A 17,637-nucleotide genomic window follows, 5' to 3' on the forward strand; every position below is an offset into this window, starting at 1 on the left:
TAGTTTTATCGCTTTTTTTTAAAATGAGGTCTTGCTAGAAGCCTACGTTGACACCGAGTGTGAAAGTGCGTGCCTGTGGTACAGAATTTTTATCAACGCCCGGCGTTAGATTGTCGTTACCATTGGAAGAAAGTGCCGGGTCTGAACCACTGTAGCCTGTAATGATGAATGCGTTGAACACCTGACCATAAAAACGCACCGAACTAATGCCGGATTTGCCCAGCAGTTTTGTCGGAAGCCGATAGCCCAATGACGCGGTTTGCAATCTGAGAAAATCTGCTTTTTCCACATTTTCTGATATGGGATAAGATGAGCCGTTTGAAATAACATCGCCATACACGAGGCGCGGGATATCTGTCTGCTGGCCCGGGCTTGTCCACCGATCATAGATTTCGGTGTAATTATTCCAGAAGCGCTGATCGCGCAGGGTAGCTTTGGTGCCATTTTGGATATAATTACCACCGGAATATACAAAACTTAAGTTGAGGTCAAAGTTTTTATACTGAAGTGTGTTGTCAAACCCACCATACCAGGTTGGAAGGGCATTTCCCAGCAGGTAATAGTCGGCGCCCGAAATTGCCTGAGCAGGTGAACCGTCCAGATAGGTCCATCTGCTTTCGCCCGCAGCCACCGCATGACTATATTGCACCCGCTCGCCGGCGCGGTTGATGAAAATACGCTGTCCTGTTTCGGGATTTACACCATCCGTTTTGGCTCCATATAAACTTCCAACGGAATAGCCAACCCGGGTAATATTAGTGGCTTCTGCCGCCGTACTGGTAGAACCAACAATGTCGGCATTGCCTTCTGCCAAGGCTGTAACACGGTTTTTAATCGTTGTAAAGTTAAACGATGAATTCCAGGTAAAACCGTTTTGTTCTAAAACACGGGCATTGAAGGTGAATTCAAATCCGCGATTGTACATAGAGCCAACATTTAACATAATGCCGTTATTGGGTATTCCTTTCGACGGCGTTTGCGGAGCATTGAGAATTAATCCATTTACGTTATTATAGAAATAAGTCATTTCTACTTGCAAACGGTCGTTGAAAAAACCTAAGTCCGCTCCAATATTGGTCTGGTCACTGGTTTCCCACTCCAAACCGCTATTTCCGGCTTGATAGTAGTTCAACATAGGTGCATCTCCATACAGAGCCGATTCATAAAGATTGAGCGAGGCAAACTTGTTTGGATTATTGGCATTTCCTACCCGCCCCCAACTACCACGCAATTTTATACTGTTTAAGGTTTCCGCTAGAGAAGACCCTTTATAGAAATTCTCCTCTGAAAGTGTCCAGCCAATGGAAGCCCCGCCGAAATTTCCGAATTTTGTTTTTTCTCCGAGTATGGAATTACCATCTCTTCGGAAGTTGATCGTTAAAAAATAACGCTTGTCGAAATCATAGTTTATCCTCGAAATATAAGAGATCAACGAAGATTCGGCATCTAGCATACTTCCAAAGGGTATAATACGTCCATAGCTTCCCTCAAAATTTTCATAATACTCATCGGATACCTGTGTACGGGTAGCACCCCATCGATTGAAATAAAAATGCTGCACTTCATAGCCACCTAATAAGGAAAGGTTGTGCTGACCAAAAGCTCTTCTGAAGGACATCGTATTGCTCCAATTCCAGGTGTTGATATTGTTAATTGTGTTGACAGCATTACCTTGAGGGGTAAAACCCGGTCCGTGTAGGGCACTTTCGAATGTTTTGTTTTCCACTTTAGTCCAATCCAATGCATAACTTGTTTTGAAATCTAAGCCTTTCAACAAGGTTACCGTAGCTCCCACATTTCCAATAATATGATCATTCTGTGCATCGTATCGGTTCAAACCCAATAAGGCGGTAGGATTATAGAAATTACTAACTACTGTATTGTTTCCCATCCCCATCGAATTGGTACTGCTAGCTATATTGTAAGTGCCATCGGGATTATACGGACTAACATTGGGGGCCGTTAGCCAAGCTAAACGAGCAATACCGGTGAGTAAGAAAGCGTTCCCCCGGAGTGATCCCGTGTTGGGAGATTGATTATTACTGCGCGTATAATTAGCTCCTCCTGTTAGTTTTAACCAGTTCGTTAAATTATGATCTACATTGAAACGCACGCCAATTCTGTCAAATTCGTTATTTCGGATAAAGCCTTTTTGATCTGAGTAATTGGTAGAAAAGAAATATTTGGTATCCTCTGAACCCCCGGTCACATTAAGACTATGATTATGGGAAAAACCGGTGCGATAAGTTTCATCATACCAGCGTGTGTCCACTAATGATCCATCCTCCTTATAAGTGGGGAAGAAATACGCACTCGCGACATTGTCGTTAGCAGCGTTCCCACTTAAAATCTTCGAATTCAGTACAGCTTCGTTTTTTATCTCCATAAATTGAGCAGCATTAAGCATTGTTGGCAGTCTTACCGGGTTGGATATGCCCGTCCATCCCTCATAATTTACGCGTGCTTTGCCGGTTTTACCTCTTTTAGTGGTAATGATCATGACACCTGCGGCACCTCTGGAACCATAAATGGAAGTGGAGGCCGCATCTTTTAATATATTAACCGATTCGATATCCGCCGGATTGATATCTCCTAAAGGGTTATTAGTAACATTGGCATTCGATGAGACACTTTCTCCTGCATTGATCGGAATTCCATCCACCACAATAAGTGGATAAGAACTTTGAGAAATGGAGTTAACACCTCTGATACGGATAACGGGAGCATTGTTTAATACACCATTAGGTTGCGCTATATTGACACCCGATGCCCTGCCGGCTAATGCCTGGTCGAAACTCTGAACGGGTTGATCGGCCAGTTTTTCTCCTCCTATGCGGGTTGCAGAACCTGTAAATTCTTCTTTTCGCTGTACACCGTAACCTACTACCACTACCTCATTTAACTCTGCAGCTACCGGTTCCATTTGTAGGTTTACCTCGGCTTTACCGGACACAGGCACTTCCGTTGGTCTGTATCCCATATAGGTAATGATTAAAATTGCATCAGGGGGTAAATTATTAATAACAAATTGGCCTTTTTCGTTTGTACTCGTTACCAAGGTAGTGCCCTTTATTTTCACTGCTGCAAATGGAATGGGTTGCCCCTGCTCGTCTGTCACTACACCACGTACGCTTCGCTGTTGTACATTTACCGGCTTTGATTGTACGGCAGCTACCTGGCTCGGTATATTTTTTTCGATAATGACGAAAAACCGATCATTGTTCTTCTTGAAGCTTAACTTTCGGTCTGCTAATGCGCTCGATAAGGCTGCTTCGATCGTGGATGCATGCTGAAGTACGGACATATCTATCTGATTATTTTTTAATAATCCGCTACGATATGCAATGGAGACATGGAACTTTTCTTCCAGCTTTTTTAAAGCCTCCTCGAGACTCACCGTTTGAAAAGAAGGGCTGAAGGATTCAGAACTAGCTGCCATCAATTTTATGAGCTTTGGAGGCATAAACACACTCAATACCATTGTTAGACATATGATTTTTAGAATTTTACGAGCCATAATATTTGTTTTAGGATTGTTTGTTAAAAGGCAAAACGGTTTCATTAACCAGAAATGGATATTACTGATTTGGGTAGTACAAGGTCAATCTTACCTGTTCTGTTGCTAATTAGACGGTTGGCTTAGCAGCGCATAATGATGTTGATTAGTAATGATCTCATGTTTGTGGGTTTGAATGTTAAAAAAAGACAATAAAGAGCCGTTACGCACAAAAATGCGTGTAGCTTTTTGCAATAATGATGGCTTTTATCGACTCCTATTGGTGTGTAATGTGTTGCTTTGACTGAAATAAGAATCGATTGTTCATTCTCTTAATATCCAGATCGTATAATAATGCAATGTTAGAAATCATCTCTTCAATATCCACATTTAAGGGCATAGATCCTGAAGCATCTCTCTTTAGTAACCTGTCATCTTTTAGGACGATTTCTACACCTTGAGTTGCTTTTAATACGGAAATCACTTCGTTAAGTGTGCTGTTGCTAAGTAATAGCTTGTGCTTTTGCCAAAGAAAAAACGCATCGATGGCAACATCGTTTTTCAGCTGATAATCACGACTGTTTTTAGCCAGCATAAAATGCTGCCCCGGTTGCATCTCGATTTTATAACTGTCTTGTTTACTAATACATCGAAAATTGATTTTACCTTCGCGTAATGCTATCAAAGTTTGGTTTCTATTTTGCACATTGAATTCTGTGCCTAGGACCTCAATAGAGGTGCTGTCGGATACATGTACGCTAAACCGTTGATTGTTTTGCTTATGTACAACAACAAAGCTTGCCTCACCATTTAACCAAACTTCCCGGTGGGCGTTAAAATTTCTTTTACGATAATATAAACGGGAATGGCCATTTAATTTTACTTGCGATCCGTCGGGTAAATGAATCATTTTGATCTCGCCATAGCCTGTTGTATATGTTATGGTAGGACCATTTTGTAAGAATACAAAGACCGCAAATAATAAAATAACAGTAGCGGCACACCAAAGCATTTGATTCGAAGGTTTATACTTCTTCGGGGACGATATATTTGCGCGTGTTTTGATCTGGAATAACATATCATTGCCAAGCGCTTGCTTTGTTTGTGCAGAAAGTGTTTCGGTATATGCTTTACAGTGATCTGCTGCATTATACCAAGCTTCAAAACGCCGGGACATCTGGTTTTCTTCTGCTCTATGTATGTTATTTTGATCCATTCGGGATGTAAATACAATTAATAGTAAATTTAACAGGCATAGTACCTCTACTTTTTTTTTCGATTATTTTAAAAATATGGTAAATAATAGCCAAATGAAGTGTTTAAGCTCCTTCCTGATTACTTTAAGTGCTTTGATAATATGTTTTTCTACAGTACTGGTTGATATTTTTAGAACGGCAGCAATTTCGGGATAGGTTAACCCGCCTTCTTGCTTTAATTTATAGGCGCGCCTGGTTTGATTAGGTAATTTTTCAATACTTTTTTTTAAAGCTTGATGTAGGTCGATGTAATTTATCCGTTCTTCTGTTAAATTATTTGTTGAATGGGGGCCATGTTGCTCATAGACGAATTGTCTATAACGGTCTTGTACTTGCTGTAATTTGTAGTAGTTATATATTTTAAATTTTAAAGCCTGGTGCAGATAAGATGAAATGGAAGTATGAATTTGTATTACCTCTCTATTCTGCCACAATTCCGTAAATAACTCTTGTATAAATTCTTTAACAATTTCTTCGTCAGCAAGTCTTTTATAGGCTTGATCAAAAAGTTTCGACCAATATTTATGATAAATTAGCTCAAAAGCTTTAGTATTGCCCGATTTTAGTTTTAGGAAGATATCGATGTCCGACATTTTCTTGCTTACTGACATAAAAATGGAATATTTTTTTTTAAAAACACGTCCTTTAGTCAGTTTAACAGGGGGGATATAACGGTTAATTGACACGAATTTAATTTAATTGCCATACAAAAACAACAAATCTGTTTTCTTTTTTACATTTTAATATCGATTATTTTTGATACAGGCCATCGAAAACGACTTGCAGATAGTAAAGGAGATGGCTTTTTTTCTATTAATGGAATTTTGTTCAGTTCTTCTTTGCTAAATCTGCATGGACTTGAATGAAGTCAACGGATACCTCCTCGATTTCTGCAGCCTCCTCATCGGATTTTCCTCTTATTTAAAATTAGCAATTCATTCCACTTTTCTCTACTTTTAAAGTAGATAAAGAAGGAAAACTGAAATAGTATTTGCTTAAGTCAGATCATATGAAAAGAGTAACATTACTAATCGTATTGCTATGCATGCACGTCATCCTGCTTATGGCGCAATCGAAAAAACCTAATATTCTAATTATTCTGGCAGATGATCTGGGATGGGGAGATTTAGGATATCTGGGAGGCACCATCAAAACCCCTGTAATCGATCAGTTAGCAAAAGACGGAATTCGCTTAAACCGGTTCTACACGGCGGCAGTCTGCTCCCCTACCCGTGCCGGACTGATGACCGGTCGTTATCCGGACAGGTTTGGTTTAAGAGAAACCGTTATTCCACCCTGGTCTAAATTTGGCGTGAACACTGACGAGACCTTTTTGCCCGAATATCTGGCTAAAGCGGGTTATAAGAACAGGGCAATTATCGGAAAATGGCATCTGGGACATGCCTCCTTAAAATATCATCCCTTACATAGGGGTTTCACCCATTTCTATGGTCATTTAAATGGAGCGATCGATTATTTTACGCATAAACGAGAGGGCGAATTAGATTGGCATAATGATTTTAATTCAAGCTATGATGAAGGTTACGCGACAGACTTACTTGCGGATGAGGCGGTAAAAAGGATTAGGCAGTACAGTCAGGAAGAAAACCCATTCTTTATGTACTTGGCTTTTAATGCGCCTCATGGGCCGTTTCAAGCAAAAGAAGAAGACCTATTAAAACCTCGCGGAGAAGACGATCTTAAAAAGCAAACTTATGCAGCCATGGTCAGGAGTTTAGATGGGAACATTGGGAAGGTCTTAGAAATATTGAAAACATTGAACATAGAAGATAACACCATCGTTCTTTTCTTTAGTGACAACGGGTATGCCCCGGATTCTCCCGGGTCATCCGGAGAACTGAAAGGGTCTAAATTTACCGAATGGGAAGGCGGCGTAAGGGCACCGGCCATTATAAAATGGCCTGCAAAGTTAAAAGGAGGAAAGACTATGGAGCAGGTAACCGGGTATGTAGATGTTTTACCAACCTTGCTGGATATAGCCGGAATTACAGAAGCACCCGAGAACCCGTTGGACGGAATAAGCATATACCCGGTATTAAATGGAAGCAAATCAGGCATACAGCGAAATTTCTACCTTGGGGAGGGAGCGCTGGTAAACAGTAATTGGAAATTAATAGAAGCAGGTAATAATAACTCGATAATGAAATTACAAACGGATGTTTTATTTAATATATCCCGAGATATAGGGGAAAGAAAAGATTTAAAAGATACAGAAACGACTATTTACAAGGATTTAAAAACAAAATTGGAAACGTATAATTCGATCAAAAGTTCGAAACAAGTTCCTCCCTATGGGCAGGGCAGAAAGGGATTTGTAGCACCAAAAGAGTGGGGTGTAAAAGAATAAGATCCATGTCGCTTTGTTTAATTAGGATTACCAACTACTGTTTTCGGCTTACGCCATTTCCACGGTGCAATGGGATTATGGTCATGCCATAGTCCTACCCTATTTAATCTGGCCTCTTGTTCGAGTTTTCCGATCGAACTAGCATATTCAATACGGATTCGGCTTTCGTCAAAGTCATATTTCATATCCATCTTTCGAACTTGCTTTGCATATTTGCACTATTGCCGAGAGCGCCATAACAGGGTAAATACTTTAGCGGTAGCGCTGCAAAGATCTACCTTAGGAGAGATTACTTATGAAGAGTTGATGAAGGCTTCTTCATAGAAATATATCAACTTTTTAAAAAGAAAATGGTTTACTACAAAAAGGACTTCTTTAATAAATAATTAAGTATACAAAATAATAGCACCTTTGTATATATATGATAGAGCTTTTAAAAGGAGATATTACAAAACTTGAGGTGGATGCCATTGTAAACGCGGCTAATTCATCCTTGCTCGGTGGTGGTGGCGTTGACGGAGCTATCCATCGTGCGGGTGGCCCAGCGATATTGGAAGAATGCCAGCGCATCCGTGCAAAACAAGGAGGCTGTATGGTGGGCGAAGCCGTTATCACTACGGGTGGTAATCTCCCGGCGAAATTTGTGATTCATACAGTAGGTCCAACTTGGAATGGGGGCAAAAACAATGAAGAAGCGCTGCTCGCCTCAGCTTACAGAAGCAGTTTGGCATTAGCGGTTGAACATCAGCTCCAGTCGATCGCTTTTCCGAATATTAGTACAGGTGTCTATCGATTTCCCAAAGATCGGGCTGCCGAAATCGCAATTGATACCGTCAAGGAATTTCTCAACTTCAGTAGCGCAGAGATTAAAGTAACGTTTGTATGTTATGATGAGGAGAATTATTGGATTTATGAGGAGCTGATATAACTTTCCAAAGAAATCAATGAAAGAGACTTATCATATCAGTTATTTAAAAATTGCGCACAAAGGCAGTTCTTCGCATAGACAAGAAATATTAAGCAGCAAATTATGTGGCTGTTTTTATTGTAAAAAGACATACCCTCCATCTGAGATTTTCGAATGGATCAATGATATTAACGGCGAAACCGCGATCTGTCCGAAATGTGGGATAGATGCTGTTTTGAGTTCTAAATATCCTATTGAAGACAATAGATTCTTAAACGAGATGAATAGGTATTGGTTTTAATGGAGGGCTATTTTAAAAAACGGCAGTCAAAGCGTGATATCCGCTCAACCTCAACAGGCAAGAATCATAGCGAATTATCGAGATTTGTATATTATTTGACACCACCTAAAGGAGTTAGCAATTATATGAAAGCTATAGAATTGTATCATAGTAAAAAAACCGCATCTTTCAAAGCATAATGCTTCACTAACAATATTCGCTCATTAGAATTCAGCCACTTGCTGACGTTCCACTACATGTCACGACCTAAACACTCACTAGCCTGCTGCTGCAAAATGGTCAAAGAGAAAATAAGAAGTTTAAATAAGAGTTAAAACAGTGCGAATGTAACAAAGTCAATCAGTGTAAATCTAAATTATATGCTGATGATCAACAATTTATCAAAAAACTACAGGAATAATACAGTTCTAGTAAGCTCAAGCGCAAAGCTTAGCACTGGAATCACTTGGATTAAAGGGCGTAATGGTTCCGGCAAGAGCACCTTACTTAAAATTTTGGCGGGATTGATCGACTTTAAGGGATCCGTGATTTTTAATGAAAGGATCAATTTGAAGAAACATCCTATTGCTTACCGAAAACTAATCAACTTTGCTGAGAGCGAGCCGTTATTTCCTCCTTTTTTTACAGGATGGGATATGATCAATCTTTTTCTTAGTGCAAAAAACGGTTCGTTACAAACATTGGCGCATCTTATAAGCGACTTCGGCATGGATGATTATTTAGGTTACCAAATAGAAAGTTATTCAGCCGGAATGTTAAAAAAGCTCTCACTTGTTATAGCCTTTACGGGCAAGCCGGAGCTTATCCTATTGGACGAACCATTTATTACATTGGACGACGATGCCATCGATAAGCTTGTAGAGTCGATAAAAAAAAGCATGATGATCGGAACAAATTTCATAATAACTTCCCACTATAGTATCTCTTCTGCTCTGCCCATTACCAGTACTTTTATTATTCGTGACAAAAAAATTGAAACAGAAACGATACAATGTCCTTAGCTAGATATCCTATAAAAGCTTTCGGGAAAGAGTATTATAAAATGAATGCCGGTTTTTTAATTCTGTCTTTCATTCTGATATTCGGTTATGGTCTATTCATTAAAACTGCCGGACACATTCCCGCCGGAGAGGAGCGAACAATCTATCTGGTATTGCTACTCAGTTTTGTTCAATCTCCTATTATTACGCTAATAGCGTGTGCCCTATGGTTGTTATACACATTTAAATGTTGGTTGTACGTCTGGAAAGCGAGCAGATTGGCAGAGCATACGTTTTGGCGGTATAGCATAAACGCTCTTCCACTTTCAAAGCAGTTTTATGTTTGGTTTATGTTTCAACTTTATCTCTTTATCCCACTCGTTATTTATTGGCTGCTTGCAACTATTTATGGCTTGATTGTACTTGACCTTTTGATACCTTTATTATGCGGGCTCTATCTAATAATTTTAGTGATTATCAGCACCTTCATATACCTATATCGTTTTAACTTTGCGAAATTTGAACAAGAAAGCGGCTTTAACTTAACAGCACTTACAAGAAAACTTCGAAAAACTCCTTTCAATGCATTTTTTTATGAAATTCTTTTAAAACATAAAATACCTTTTTTGATTACTAAAATTTTCTCTTCTATCGCATTGCTAATTTTAAAGATCTCAATCTTTGAAGTCGATGAACCTATACGGTTAATCGCAATAACTGCACTCGTAACGGTGATTGTCCAGAGTGTAATCGTTTATTTGGAGTATCGATTTTCACAAAATCACTTATATTTTATTCAGCAACTACCCTATAGCAGGATCAAGGTATATACAATGCGAGTCCTCGGTTATTGCACCCTATTACTTCTAGAATACATAGGGATATGTTTCATTTTGCCCGCATCTTCAGTCTTTTTATTTTTATTAATTAGCCTTAGTGGTCTATTGCTTATTAGAGCTATACTATACTTTAATTCTGCAACTATGAAGTCGTTCTTAAAATGGGTTTTTATTTGGTTTAGTGCTGCTTTGATACTGGTTCTATATGATTTACCTTTTGTTCTGATTTTAATAAACTTGGCCTTTTCCTTTGCTTTTTTTTATTTCACCTATTATAAACGCTCGTATTTGGTGATCAAATAGATGCCAGCTAATGAACATATTGAGACGGATTTATGTCATTATAGCGATGGTCCAGGACTTAGCTCTAACGCTGGACAAATGTAAATTGGGCCTCCGTTGAGAGTGTTTATTTTTTCAACCATACAGCTTAAAAGAAAAACATTACCGGCTGCTCATTACGGAGGCCTTCATTGTAATACGCTCCTGCCTGAATCAATTCATATCGAGAAAAAAAACTATTGTGAGTCTATAAAATAAAAGCTGTAAAGCTAGGACTCTACAGGAGCCCTCCCCTATTAATGGTAGAAAAAAATACTTATTTACGGGTATTGTATCTAATAAGAATGTCTCTTTAGATTTGCGCTTTATATAATCTATGTACGAGGCTCATCTTAGGCTGGCTTTTATTGATTGCGTCTACTTTTATTAGAAACTATTTTTGGGCTAAGTCAAAGGATCCAAATTGTATTTTCATGAAAACAAACAAAATAACGAACTTCTCCATTATAATATGCACACTATTTATACTTGCCGGACTATCCGCCTGTAATAAAAGCGATGGTGATATTGATGATTCTGCAGAGAAATACTTGATTTGTAAGCTAAATGGTAAAGAACATCGTTTTAACTATCATGTAAATGCCAATGACAAACCCGCTGAAGAAACCATACATTTTGTGGTAATTAGCGGCTGGGAAGAAGAGAATACAGCGACATCTCCCGGTTTTGGTATTGATTTGGTTTTACCGGAGGGCGCAGAAGAAAAGACCTATTCGGTAGCCGGTGGAAGCACTCCAGAGCTGGATGGTCAGTACTATATACAGCATGCTAAGGATGGAAAGACTTGGACCACTGTATATAGTGGCGGCAGAAGCACGGGTACCGAATTTACACTTAACATCACAAGCTTGACAGATTGGGGCGTAAAAGGAACCTTTTCGGGAAAATTAAGGCTATCCGGCGGTGATGAATACATAACCGTAACTGATGGAAAGTTTTCGGCTCCTTACAATGGTAATTAACTTTATGAAAATCATTTTAGACAAAGTCTATCAATAATTTCTGTATGAGCAGGATACCTGTCAATTAACTTATCTTTTTCTCCAAGCTCGAATTCTGAGAATTCAAAACCTGGAGCAACCACGCAGCTTGAAAGAGAAAAACCGCGGCGGGTGGGAATTTCCGCAGCAAACCATGCCCCAGCTTCGATGATTACAGATAATGACCCTGTCTCATTAATGGAGAGTTCCTTCCTTTCATATTGGCCATCTGGTCTGAGGATATGAATGTGAAGTGGGGAACCCACATGAAAGTACCATATTTCGTCTGATTGAAGTTTATGAAAACTGGAAAAATCAGCATTTTGTAGCAGGTAATGGATGGAAGTGCACGAATTTTTTAGTTGACTTTCTCCCTTCCTTGTTACTTGCTGCTTCGAGCGGAAGACTTCATTGTAATATCCTCCTTCTGGGTGTGGTTTTAATCTTAAATGATTTATCCAGTAATCTGCTTGTGTCGAATTCATGCTCATCTTAATTTTAGTAATATGCTAATGTTGGTGTAAAAATACTTTTTTCGACGAAAATCATAAGTCTCACCGGCTTCCACTTCCTTATAATCATCATTTCATTTTCTATTGTAACTACCGTTCCGGTAGAACCACTAAAGCCTATTGTTCGCAACTTAAACAACATACTGTTCATCGACCTATATCGGAGAACAACAAAGCCGTTTTCTAAACGGCTTTGTTGCAGCAAATCATTCTTTGTATTTTATAAAGGTTGCCCTGATTTTCTTTTCTTTTAAATCCATAGTGGTACTACTTCCAACAACGGTTGTTTTGTTCTTCTTTTTTTCATTTACGCTACCACCAGTTGAACTGGAGGTTCCAAGAACCTCTTCTTCAATCGAAAAAATGATACCATCAGCTCCTTTTTCTTTTGCCAAGTCGATAATTTTCTGCTGTGTTTTTTCCAATGAGCGAAAACCTTTTGCAAGCTCAGTTTTCCCCATAACCGTGTATTCCTTTTCAACATCGGCAGGATCATAAAACTCATCGACATTTTTTGTAGCCGTGTAGGTTTTTCCGAAATACTTTTGTGCATACGACATGTTAAAAAAGAAGAATCCCAAAAAGACGCTTAAAATTGCTTTTTTCATTTTTCTTAAATTTTGTGTTAATCTTAAGGCACAAAAGTAAACCTCCTCTCCATCGAGAACGGTTACTTTTTTGGTGAAGTGATTAAAGTTTAGCATAGAGTGGCGGATTGACACAGCAAACTGTAAAAGCGCAACGATACCTCGAGGAGTAACTTAGCCGATGGAGAAATCGTTAGTTAATAATCTAACCACGATTTAAATAAAGGAGCTTTGGTTCTACTTACGATAACCTGGTCTGTACTGTCTTTTATGTGAAGCTTTAATTTGCCATTGAAAAAATTATAGACCTTTTCAATGGAGTTGACGTGAATGATGTATTGGCGGTTCGCCCTAAAAAAAAACCTCGGATCCAGTTCCTGCTCCAATGTTTCCAGGGTCTGCGGAACTACCACTCTTTCTCCGTTCATTAGATTGGCAAAACTGACGTTCATATGCGCATAAAAAAAAGCAATGTCCTCGACTTGAATCTTCCTATAACCATCACGATATGGAAGAAGAAAACGTGCGCGGTATACTTTCGGCTGGATATGGTTAAGTAACCCTTCGATTAATGCATACTGCTGGTATGGCTGCTGTACGGTGTTTTCAAATTTTAGAATGGCAGCTTCCAACTCATCCTTTTCTATAGGTTTGAGCAGATAATCCACACTATTATATTTGAATGCCTTAACTGCATATTCGTCGTACGCTGTTGTAAATATGACCGGGCATTTCACGTCTGTTAGGTTAAAAATCTCAAAACTTAGGCCATCTGCCAGTTGAATATCCATGATAATCAAATCAGGATTATCGTTGTCGGCAAGCCAATCCACGGTCTTTTTAACGCTGGGCAAGACATTGACAATCTCGATTTGTGGTCTTATTTTGCGCATTAACCGTTGGATTCGTTCGGCATTTAGCTTTTCATCCTCGAGGATCAATATTTTTCTTATTGTATGCTTCATGTGATAAGGGGTACTTTTACCGTAAAAGTTTTATCGCTTTGCTCCACAGAGGGCACTCTGTCGCTCAATAGCGCATAGCGACTGATGATATTTTTTAAACCTATGCCTGTAGAATGAGGCTTTTTTATCAAAGGCAATAGGGAATTGGATACCACCAACTCGTCCTGGTCATTGGAATAAATATGGACGACCAAGGGATCTTCCTCCTCTGTACGATTATACTTTAGTGCATTTTCGATGAAGATTTGAAGTGTGATAGGTGGAATCAACATGTTAAGCTTCGATTCATCAATATTGATCTGAAAGACGCTCCCACTCCCCATGCGATTGTGAATAAGAAAGAGATAGGCATCTAGAAATTTAAGTTCTTCGGACAAAGGAACTAACTTCTTTTTCGAGTTGACCAATAGATACCGATAAACTTTTGTAAAATTTTCCGTATAGGCGTACCCTAACTGTTGGTCTTTTAGTATTAATTCTGAAAGCACGCTCAGGTTATTGAATACAAAATGTGGATCAAGTTGTAACTTTAAGGCTTGCAGCTCAATCTCAGCTGCTAGTTGTTTGTGCTCTGCAGCTTTTATTTTATAGGCTGCGGCCGTCATTGTGGCGGTCTTCCAATTGACAAGTAAATAATATCCTGTGTTTAAACCGCTGACCATTAGCGCCCACAGTATGACCGCGATAACCGTATATAACCCTTCTCTTAGGCCTACATAAGGTGACTGATTAGTATTTTGTTTACCAAACACATAATAAAGAAAAACCAAACATATGATGAGGAACAGGGTGCCTAAGATGTGTAATAGTGTTTGGACCAGTAAGCGCCTTATAGGATGAGTTATCCATGATATTTTCTTATTTAATATGTGATCGATAAAGAGACTTAACTCTACGATTACCAAACAAAATACTAAATTGATCAACACGTCAATGACGAGCGAGAAAATTGGCATGCCGAAATAACTTTTCCAATAGGCATAGGGAAATATAGTGAACGAAGTTACATATGAACAAATAAAAGTAAACGCAACCAGAATAAACCGCTTTGCCTTACTTTTTCCTTTTACATGAACTGTTTCTTCTTGATTGCGCATCATTTTTAAAAGACAGAAAACCAAATTACCATTTACTTCTTGAATAAAACGATTGTCTTGTTGAAATATATTTCGCAAAGCAAGCATCTTTTGAACAAATTTTTAAATGCAATGACTTGAAGTGTCTGAATAGTGTATTGAAATGACTTTCAGCTTTATTAAAGCGAAATACTGAGCGTTGATCTTGATAGATGCCTTTAAAGGTCTGCTTACCTTTTGTTTACTACTACAATAATCAGGAGAAATCGAAACAAACCGAAAGGCCCCCGATTGCTATGTTCGGTTTCAGGAATGGAGTATATTGTATCTTACCCTACCTACTTAAGAAAAGGAGCTTGCAAAATATCTGTTAAAAAGACCGGATAAAAAGTTGAAAGAAAATTTGCGAAACCGAAAAGTTGCACATATATTTGCAACCAATTGGTTTCTTAATTTAATAAAAAAATGAGAAGGGATGTTTTCCAAGCTATAGCCGACCCAACAAGAAGGGCTATCATAACGTTAATTGCCATACAGGCCATGACACCTAATGCGATTGCCGAGCATTTCAACACAACTCGCCAGTCGGTTTCCAAGCACCTGCGCATCTTGACAGAATGCGAACTCATAAAACATGAACAAAGAGGCAGAGAAATCTATTATCAGCTTGAGATTGATAAAATGAAAGAAATAGACAAATGGCTGGAACACTTCCGAAAAATCTGGGAAAACCGCTTTGATAATCTCGATAAATTATTGGCAAAAATGCAAAATAAGTAACCGATGGAAAACAGAAACAACTGAGCACAAATGACGAGAGCGGTAAAAGTGCTGATTGACCTCATTCGGAGTGTGTGAAAGAGTTAAAAAAGATGGATTTAATAGATTTTGAACGACGCAAAAAATATTTTGAACATAAAAATGGAAATCATGAACAGCAATTTATTATTTGACTTCACCGTCAACAAGGAAAACATGACAATCGAAATCAAACGTGAATTTAATGCCAGCTTAAAATTAGTCTGGCAAGCGTGGACAACCTCGGAATTACTCGACCAATGGTGGGGACCACAACCTTGGAGGGCCGAAACGAAGACGATGGATTTTCGGGTAGGTGGCTTTTGGCTTTACGCTATGGTAAGTCCTGAAGGCGAAAGGCATTACGCTAGAACGAATTTCATTTCTATTGTAACAGAAAAATCATTTGCGTCGAAAGGCGGATTCAGTGATGAAAACGGCACGATAAATCCTGCATTTCCCGTAAATTTATGGGAGAACAATTTTATAGAAGTGGGTGATAAGGTCCGTGTAGACATGTTACTGACCTATGATTCACTTGCCGATCTCGAAACGGAAATTGAGATGGGCTTTAAAGAAGGAATGACCGTAGATTTTCAGCAGTTGGATGAATTGTTATTGACCTTAACAAAGTAAGCGAATTAGCTTATAGCAAACCGGCAACTTGATTTTCTCGTATTTCTCAACCTACTGCTATCAAAGAGGACGCGTGTTGATTTTAATACGATAAAAAATTCATCTTTAAGTAAAACGACACGTTGTGTATTTGCTTTAATCAGATGTAATGATAGGACAAACAAAAGCAACATCTTGCGTGATTCAGGATGTTGCTTTATCGAACACCTTGGTTATGGTGCTGGAACAGGCATGTTGTTGTCACTCAAGGACCATGACTACGTCACAACCTTCTCCTGCAGCTCGGACAGATAGTATGATATCGCGTTCATTAAGCCTTATTGTACCTATCTCTATTAAAAACTCTTTACAAATTGTCTGACAGGTTCTATCGTGAACTTTGTTTTAATCGCATTAGTCATCTTTCAATATATAATATTTCTCAAGTTTTCATATTAAATTGTATACCATATTTAGGTTGTTTTATGGCTATCTTAGATAAAAACCTTATGAAAGCCAAATTTAACCTACCTCCACCCGGAATCAGACGTCTTCTTCTCGTTATTGGAGTTGTCCTTTGGATATCGCTTTTTGTATGGACTATTTCTGTGCGAAAAGAATTTTTGGTGGTAATCGTCATGCCAACCTTTTTCACTTTATTATATGGAATCTTAGCGGCCGTTGGCTTATGGATCTATGATGTTTTTTCTAAGGAGTAGCTAGTTCGAAGCCCGCTTGTTCATTTGAAAAATCTTAAAGGATTTATTAGTCTATGAACGATTGCGACGCAAACCTTAAAATGCGCTACTTGATGGTACAGCCAATATCATTCTAATGATGTAGAAGTTTCTATCTCCGGTTATATAATTGTTTTACGGAACCGATGACATCAGCACCGAAGAACGGGTAAAAGCAAATATAAACCGAATGAGGTTGTTAATTATAACAAGAAACGCCTTATCGATTTTTTGGCTTAGATCTATTTTGCTTCTTTTATCTAAATTCGTTTTTGTTCGACCGGGGATGTTTCTCTGAAAGAAAGCTACGAAATCACCCGATCATCATTTGACTTATAAAAAGATTATTATGGCAAAAAGTAAATTACTGCGGATGGATAATATCGGCATTGTGGTAGAATCCCTCGATGAGACCATTTCATTCTTCGAAGAGCTTGGCTTAGAGCTCGAAGGGCGAGCCACGATTGAAGGGGAATGGGCAGGCCGCATTACGGGACTTGGCAACCAGCATGTAGAGGTTGCCATGATGGTCACACCTGACGGTCATAGCCGCCTTGAAATTTCACGTTTTCTCAGGCCAGCCGTCATCTCCGACCATCGGACCGCTCCTGTGAACGCATTTGGTTATTTACGGGCTATGTTTACCGTAGACGACATCGATGAATTACTCATTAGGCTACGACGGCACGGCGCTGAGCTTGTCGGCGAAGTAGTCCAGTATGAAAACAGCTATAGACTGTGCTATATCCGCGGACCGGAAGGACTTCTCATAGGATTGGCCGAACAACTTGATAATAAGTAAGAAGGAGATCTCAACTATTCCGTCTAATGAATAATTTGAGTTTGAGAGCGGGAAAGCAATGCTAATGCGAGTCAGT

The 17,637-nt window shown here is 38.9% G+C and carries 16 protein-coding genes; 8 read left to right on the forward strand and 8 right to left on the reverse strand.

Annotated elements, in window-relative coordinates:
* Window positions 1-34: 34 nt before the first annotated feature.
* The 3 genes from ACH11B_RS27080 to ACH11B_RS27090 all read right to left on the reverse strand — a co-directional run bounded on the left by ACH11B_RS27080 (window position 35) and on the right by ACH11B_RS27090 (window position 5,363).
* Window positions 35-3,517 (reverse strand): SusC/RagA family TonB-linked outer membrane protein, encoded by a 3,483-nt coding sequence (locus tag ACH11B_RS27080; protein WP_377611396.1) that lies wholly within the window; start codon window positions 3,515-3,517, stop codon window positions 35-37.
* Between the two features lie 256 nt (window positions 3,518-3,773).
* On the reverse strand, window positions 3,774-4,712 hold the full coding sequence (locus tag ACH11B_RS27085) for a FecR family protein (RefSeq protein ID WP_377611398.1): 939 nt from the start codon (window positions 4,710-4,712) through the stop codon (window positions 3,774-3,776).
* Between the two features lie 63 nt (window positions 4,713-4,775).
* Entirely contained in the window at window positions 4,776-5,363 is a 588-nt protein-coding gene (locus ACH11B_RS27090; RefSeq protein WP_377611400.1) for an RNA polymerase sigma-70 factor, read from the reverse strand.
* 398 nt (window positions 5,364-5,761) lie between these two features.
* Here ACH11B_RS27090 and ACH11B_RS27095 point away from each other — a divergent pair, with 398 nt between their 5' ends.
* Complete coding sequence (locus ACH11B_RS27095; RefSeq protein ID WP_289552249.1) at window positions 5,762-7,120, forward strand: sulfatase-like hydrolase/transferase; 1,359 nt, start codon at window positions 5,762-5,764, stop codon at window positions 7,118-7,120.
* Between the two features lie 17 nt (window positions 7,121-7,137).
* Here ACH11B_RS27095 and ACH11B_RS27100 read toward each other — a convergent pair whose 3' ends face one another.
* Complete coding sequence (locus ACH11B_RS27100; RefSeq protein ID WP_157622304.1) at window positions 7,138-7,311, reverse strand: hypothetical protein; 174 nt, start codon at window positions 7,309-7,311, stop codon at window positions 7,138-7,140.
* Window positions 7,312-7,541: 230 nt separating this feature from the next.
* Here ACH11B_RS27100 and ACH11B_RS27105 point away from each other — a divergent pair, with 230 nt between their 5' ends.
* The 3 genes from ACH11B_RS27105 to ACH11B_RS27115 all read left to right on the forward strand — a co-directional run bounded on the left by ACH11B_RS27105 (window position 7,542) and on the right by ACH11B_RS27115 (window position 11,451).
* Window positions 7,542-8,048 (forward strand): O-acetyl-ADP-ribose deacetylase, encoded by a 507-nt coding sequence (locus tag ACH11B_RS27105; RefSeq protein WP_149106201.1) that lies wholly within the window; start codon window positions 7,542-7,544, stop codon window positions 8,046-8,048.
* A gap of 645 nt (window positions 8,049-8,693) precedes the next feature.
* Window positions 8,694-9,329 (forward strand): ATP-binding cassette domain-containing protein, encoded by a 636-nt coding sequence (locus tag ACH11B_RS27110; RefSeq protein WP_377611404.1) that lies wholly within the window; start codon window positions 8,694-8,696, stop codon window positions 9,327-9,329.
* Between the two features lie 1,573 nt (window positions 9,330-10,902).
* Window positions 10,903-11,451 (forward strand): hypothetical protein, encoded by a 549-nt coding sequence (locus ACH11B_RS27115; RefSeq protein WP_246860320.1) that lies wholly within the window; start codon window positions 10,903-10,905, stop codon window positions 11,449-11,451.
* A gap of 11 nt (window positions 11,452-11,462) precedes the next feature.
* Here ACH11B_RS27115 and ACH11B_RS27120 read toward each other — a convergent pair whose 3' ends face one another.
* The 4 genes from ACH11B_RS27120 to ACH11B_RS27135 all read right to left on the reverse strand — a co-directional run bounded on the left by ACH11B_RS27120 (window position 11,463) and on the right by ACH11B_RS27135 (window position 14,633).
* Complete coding sequence (locus tag ACH11B_RS27120; protein WP_377611407.1) at window positions 11,463-11,954, reverse strand: cupin domain-containing protein; 492 nt, start codon at window positions 11,952-11,954, stop codon at window positions 11,463-11,465.
* A 233-nt stretch (window positions 11,955-12,187) separates the two neighbouring features.
* Window positions 12,188-12,589, reverse strand: a complete 402-nt coding sequence (locus ACH11B_RS27125) for a hypothetical protein (RefSeq protein WP_130856574.1) — start codon at window positions 12,587-12,589, stop codon at window positions 12,188-12,190.
* A gap of 176 nt (window positions 12,590-12,765) precedes the next feature.
* Complete coding sequence (locus ACH11B_RS27130) at window positions 12,766-13,533, reverse strand: LytR/AlgR family response regulator transcription factor (RefSeq protein WP_377611409.1); 768 nt, start codon at window positions 13,531-13,533, stop codon at window positions 12,766-12,768.
* Complete coding sequence (locus ACH11B_RS27135; protein WP_289552252.1) at window positions 13,530-14,633, reverse strand: sensor histidine kinase; 1,104 nt, start codon at window positions 14,631-14,633, stop codon at window positions 13,530-13,532. Before ACH11B_RS27135 ends, ACH11B_RS27130 begins: the two co-directional genes overlap by 4 nt.
* Window positions 14,634-15,074: 441 nt before the next feature.
* Between ACH11B_RS27135 and ACH11B_RS27140 the strand changes: the two genes are divergently transcribed.
* The 4 genes from ACH11B_RS27140 to ACH11B_RS27155 all read left to right on the forward strand — a co-directional run bounded on the left by ACH11B_RS27140 (window position 15,075) and on the right by ACH11B_RS27155 (window position 17,561).
* Window positions 15,075-15,389 (forward strand): ArsR/SmtB family transcription factor, encoded by a 315-nt coding sequence (locus ACH11B_RS27140; RefSeq protein WP_377611411.1) that lies wholly within the window; start codon window positions 15,075-15,077, stop codon window positions 15,387-15,389.
* A gap of 150 nt (window positions 15,390-15,539) precedes the next feature.
* Window positions 15,540-16,043 (forward strand): SRPBCC domain-containing protein, encoded by a 504-nt coding sequence (locus tag ACH11B_RS27145; RefSeq protein ID WP_149106204.1) that lies wholly within the window; start codon window positions 15,540-15,542, stop codon window positions 16,041-16,043.
* Between the two features lie 488 nt (window positions 16,044-16,531).
* A complete protein-coding gene (locus tag ACH11B_RS27150; RefSeq protein ID WP_130856570.1) occupies window positions 16,532-16,741 on the forward strand; it encodes a hypothetical protein in 210 nt (69 codons plus the stop codon).
* A 367-nt stretch (window positions 16,742-17,108) separates the two neighbouring features.
* Complete coding sequence (locus ACH11B_RS27155) at window positions 17,109-17,561, forward strand: VOC family protein (RefSeq protein ID WP_149106205.1); 453 nt, start codon at window positions 17,109-17,111, stop codon at window positions 17,559-17,561.
* Window positions 17,562-17,637: the final 76 nt, after the last annotated feature.

It is taken from the genome of Olivibacter sp. EAT-5 (assembly GCF_044784325.1).
Taxonomy (GTDB): domain Bacteria; phylum Bacteroidota; class Bacteroidia; order Sphingobacteriales; family Sphingobacteriaceae; genus Olivibacter; species Olivibacter oleidegradans.

What these genes read in the sequence shown, in the direction of transcription:
- ACH11B_RS27140 (WP_377611411.1), top strand. Translation starts at nt 15,075, where the DNA reads ATGAGAAGGGATGTTTTCCAAGCTATAGCCGACCCAACAAGAAGGGCT.
- ACH11B_RS27100 (WP_157622304.1), bottom strand. Translation starts at nt 7,311, where the DNA reads ATGGATATGAAATATGACTTTGACGAAAGCCGAATCCGTATTGAATAT.
- ACH11B_RS27095 (WP_289552249.1), top strand. Translation starts at nt 5,762, where the DNA reads ATGAAAAGAGTAACATTACTAATCGTATTGCTATGCATGCACGTCATC.
- ACH11B_RS27090 (WP_377611400.1), bottom strand. Translation starts at nt 5,363, where the DNA reads ATGTCAGTAAGCAAGAAAATGTCGGACATCGATATCTTCCTAAAACTA.
- ACH11B_RS27145 (WP_149106204.1), top strand. Translation starts at nt 15,540, where the DNA reads ATGAACAGCAATTTATTATTTGACTTCACCGTCAACAAGGAAAACATG.
- ACH11B_RS27120 (WP_377611407.1), bottom strand. Translation starts at nt 11,954, where the DNA reads ATGAATTCGACACAAGCAGATTACTGGATAAATCATTTAAGATTAAAA.
- ACH11B_RS27150 (WP_130856570.1), top strand. Translation starts at nt 16,532, where the DNA reads ATGAAAGCCAAATTTAACCTACCTCCACCCGGAATCAGACGTCTTCTT.
- ACH11B_RS27155 (WP_149106205.1), top strand. Translation starts at nt 17,109, where the DNA reads ATGGCAAAAAGTAAATTACTGCGGATGGATAATATCGGCATTGTGGTA.
- ACH11B_RS27105 (WP_149106201.1), top strand. Translation starts at nt 7,542, where the DNA reads ATGATAGAGCTTTTAAAAGGAGATATTACAAAACTTGAGGTGGATGCC.
- ACH11B_RS27110 (WP_377611404.1), top strand. Translation starts at nt 8,694, where the DNA reads ATGATCAACAATTTATCAAAAAACTACAGGAATAATACAGTTCTAGTA.
- ACH11B_RS27135 (WP_289552252.1), bottom strand. Translation starts at nt 14,633, where the DNA reads ATGATGCGCAATCAAGAAGAAACAGTTCATGTAAAAGGAAAAAGTAAG.
- ACH11B_RS27080 (WP_377611396.1), bottom strand. Translation starts at nt 3,517, where the DNA reads ATGGCTCGTAAAATTCTAAAAATCATATGTCTAACAATGGTATTGAGT.
- ACH11B_RS27115 (WP_246860320.1), top strand. Translation starts at nt 10,903, where the DNA reads ATGAAAACAAACAAAATAACGAACTTCTCCATTATAATATGCACACTA.
- ACH11B_RS27125 (WP_130856574.1), bottom strand. Translation starts at nt 12,589, where the DNA reads ATGAAAAAAGCAATTTTAAGCGTCTTTTTGGGATTCTTCTTTTTTAAC.
- ACH11B_RS27085 (WP_377611398.1), bottom strand. Translation starts at nt 4,712, where the DNA reads ATGGATCAAAATAACATACATAGAGCAGAAGAAAACCAGATGTCCCGG.
- ACH11B_RS27130 (WP_377611409.1), bottom strand. Translation starts at nt 13,533, where the DNA reads ATGAAGCATACAATAAGAAAAATATTGATCCTCGAGGATGAAAAGCTA.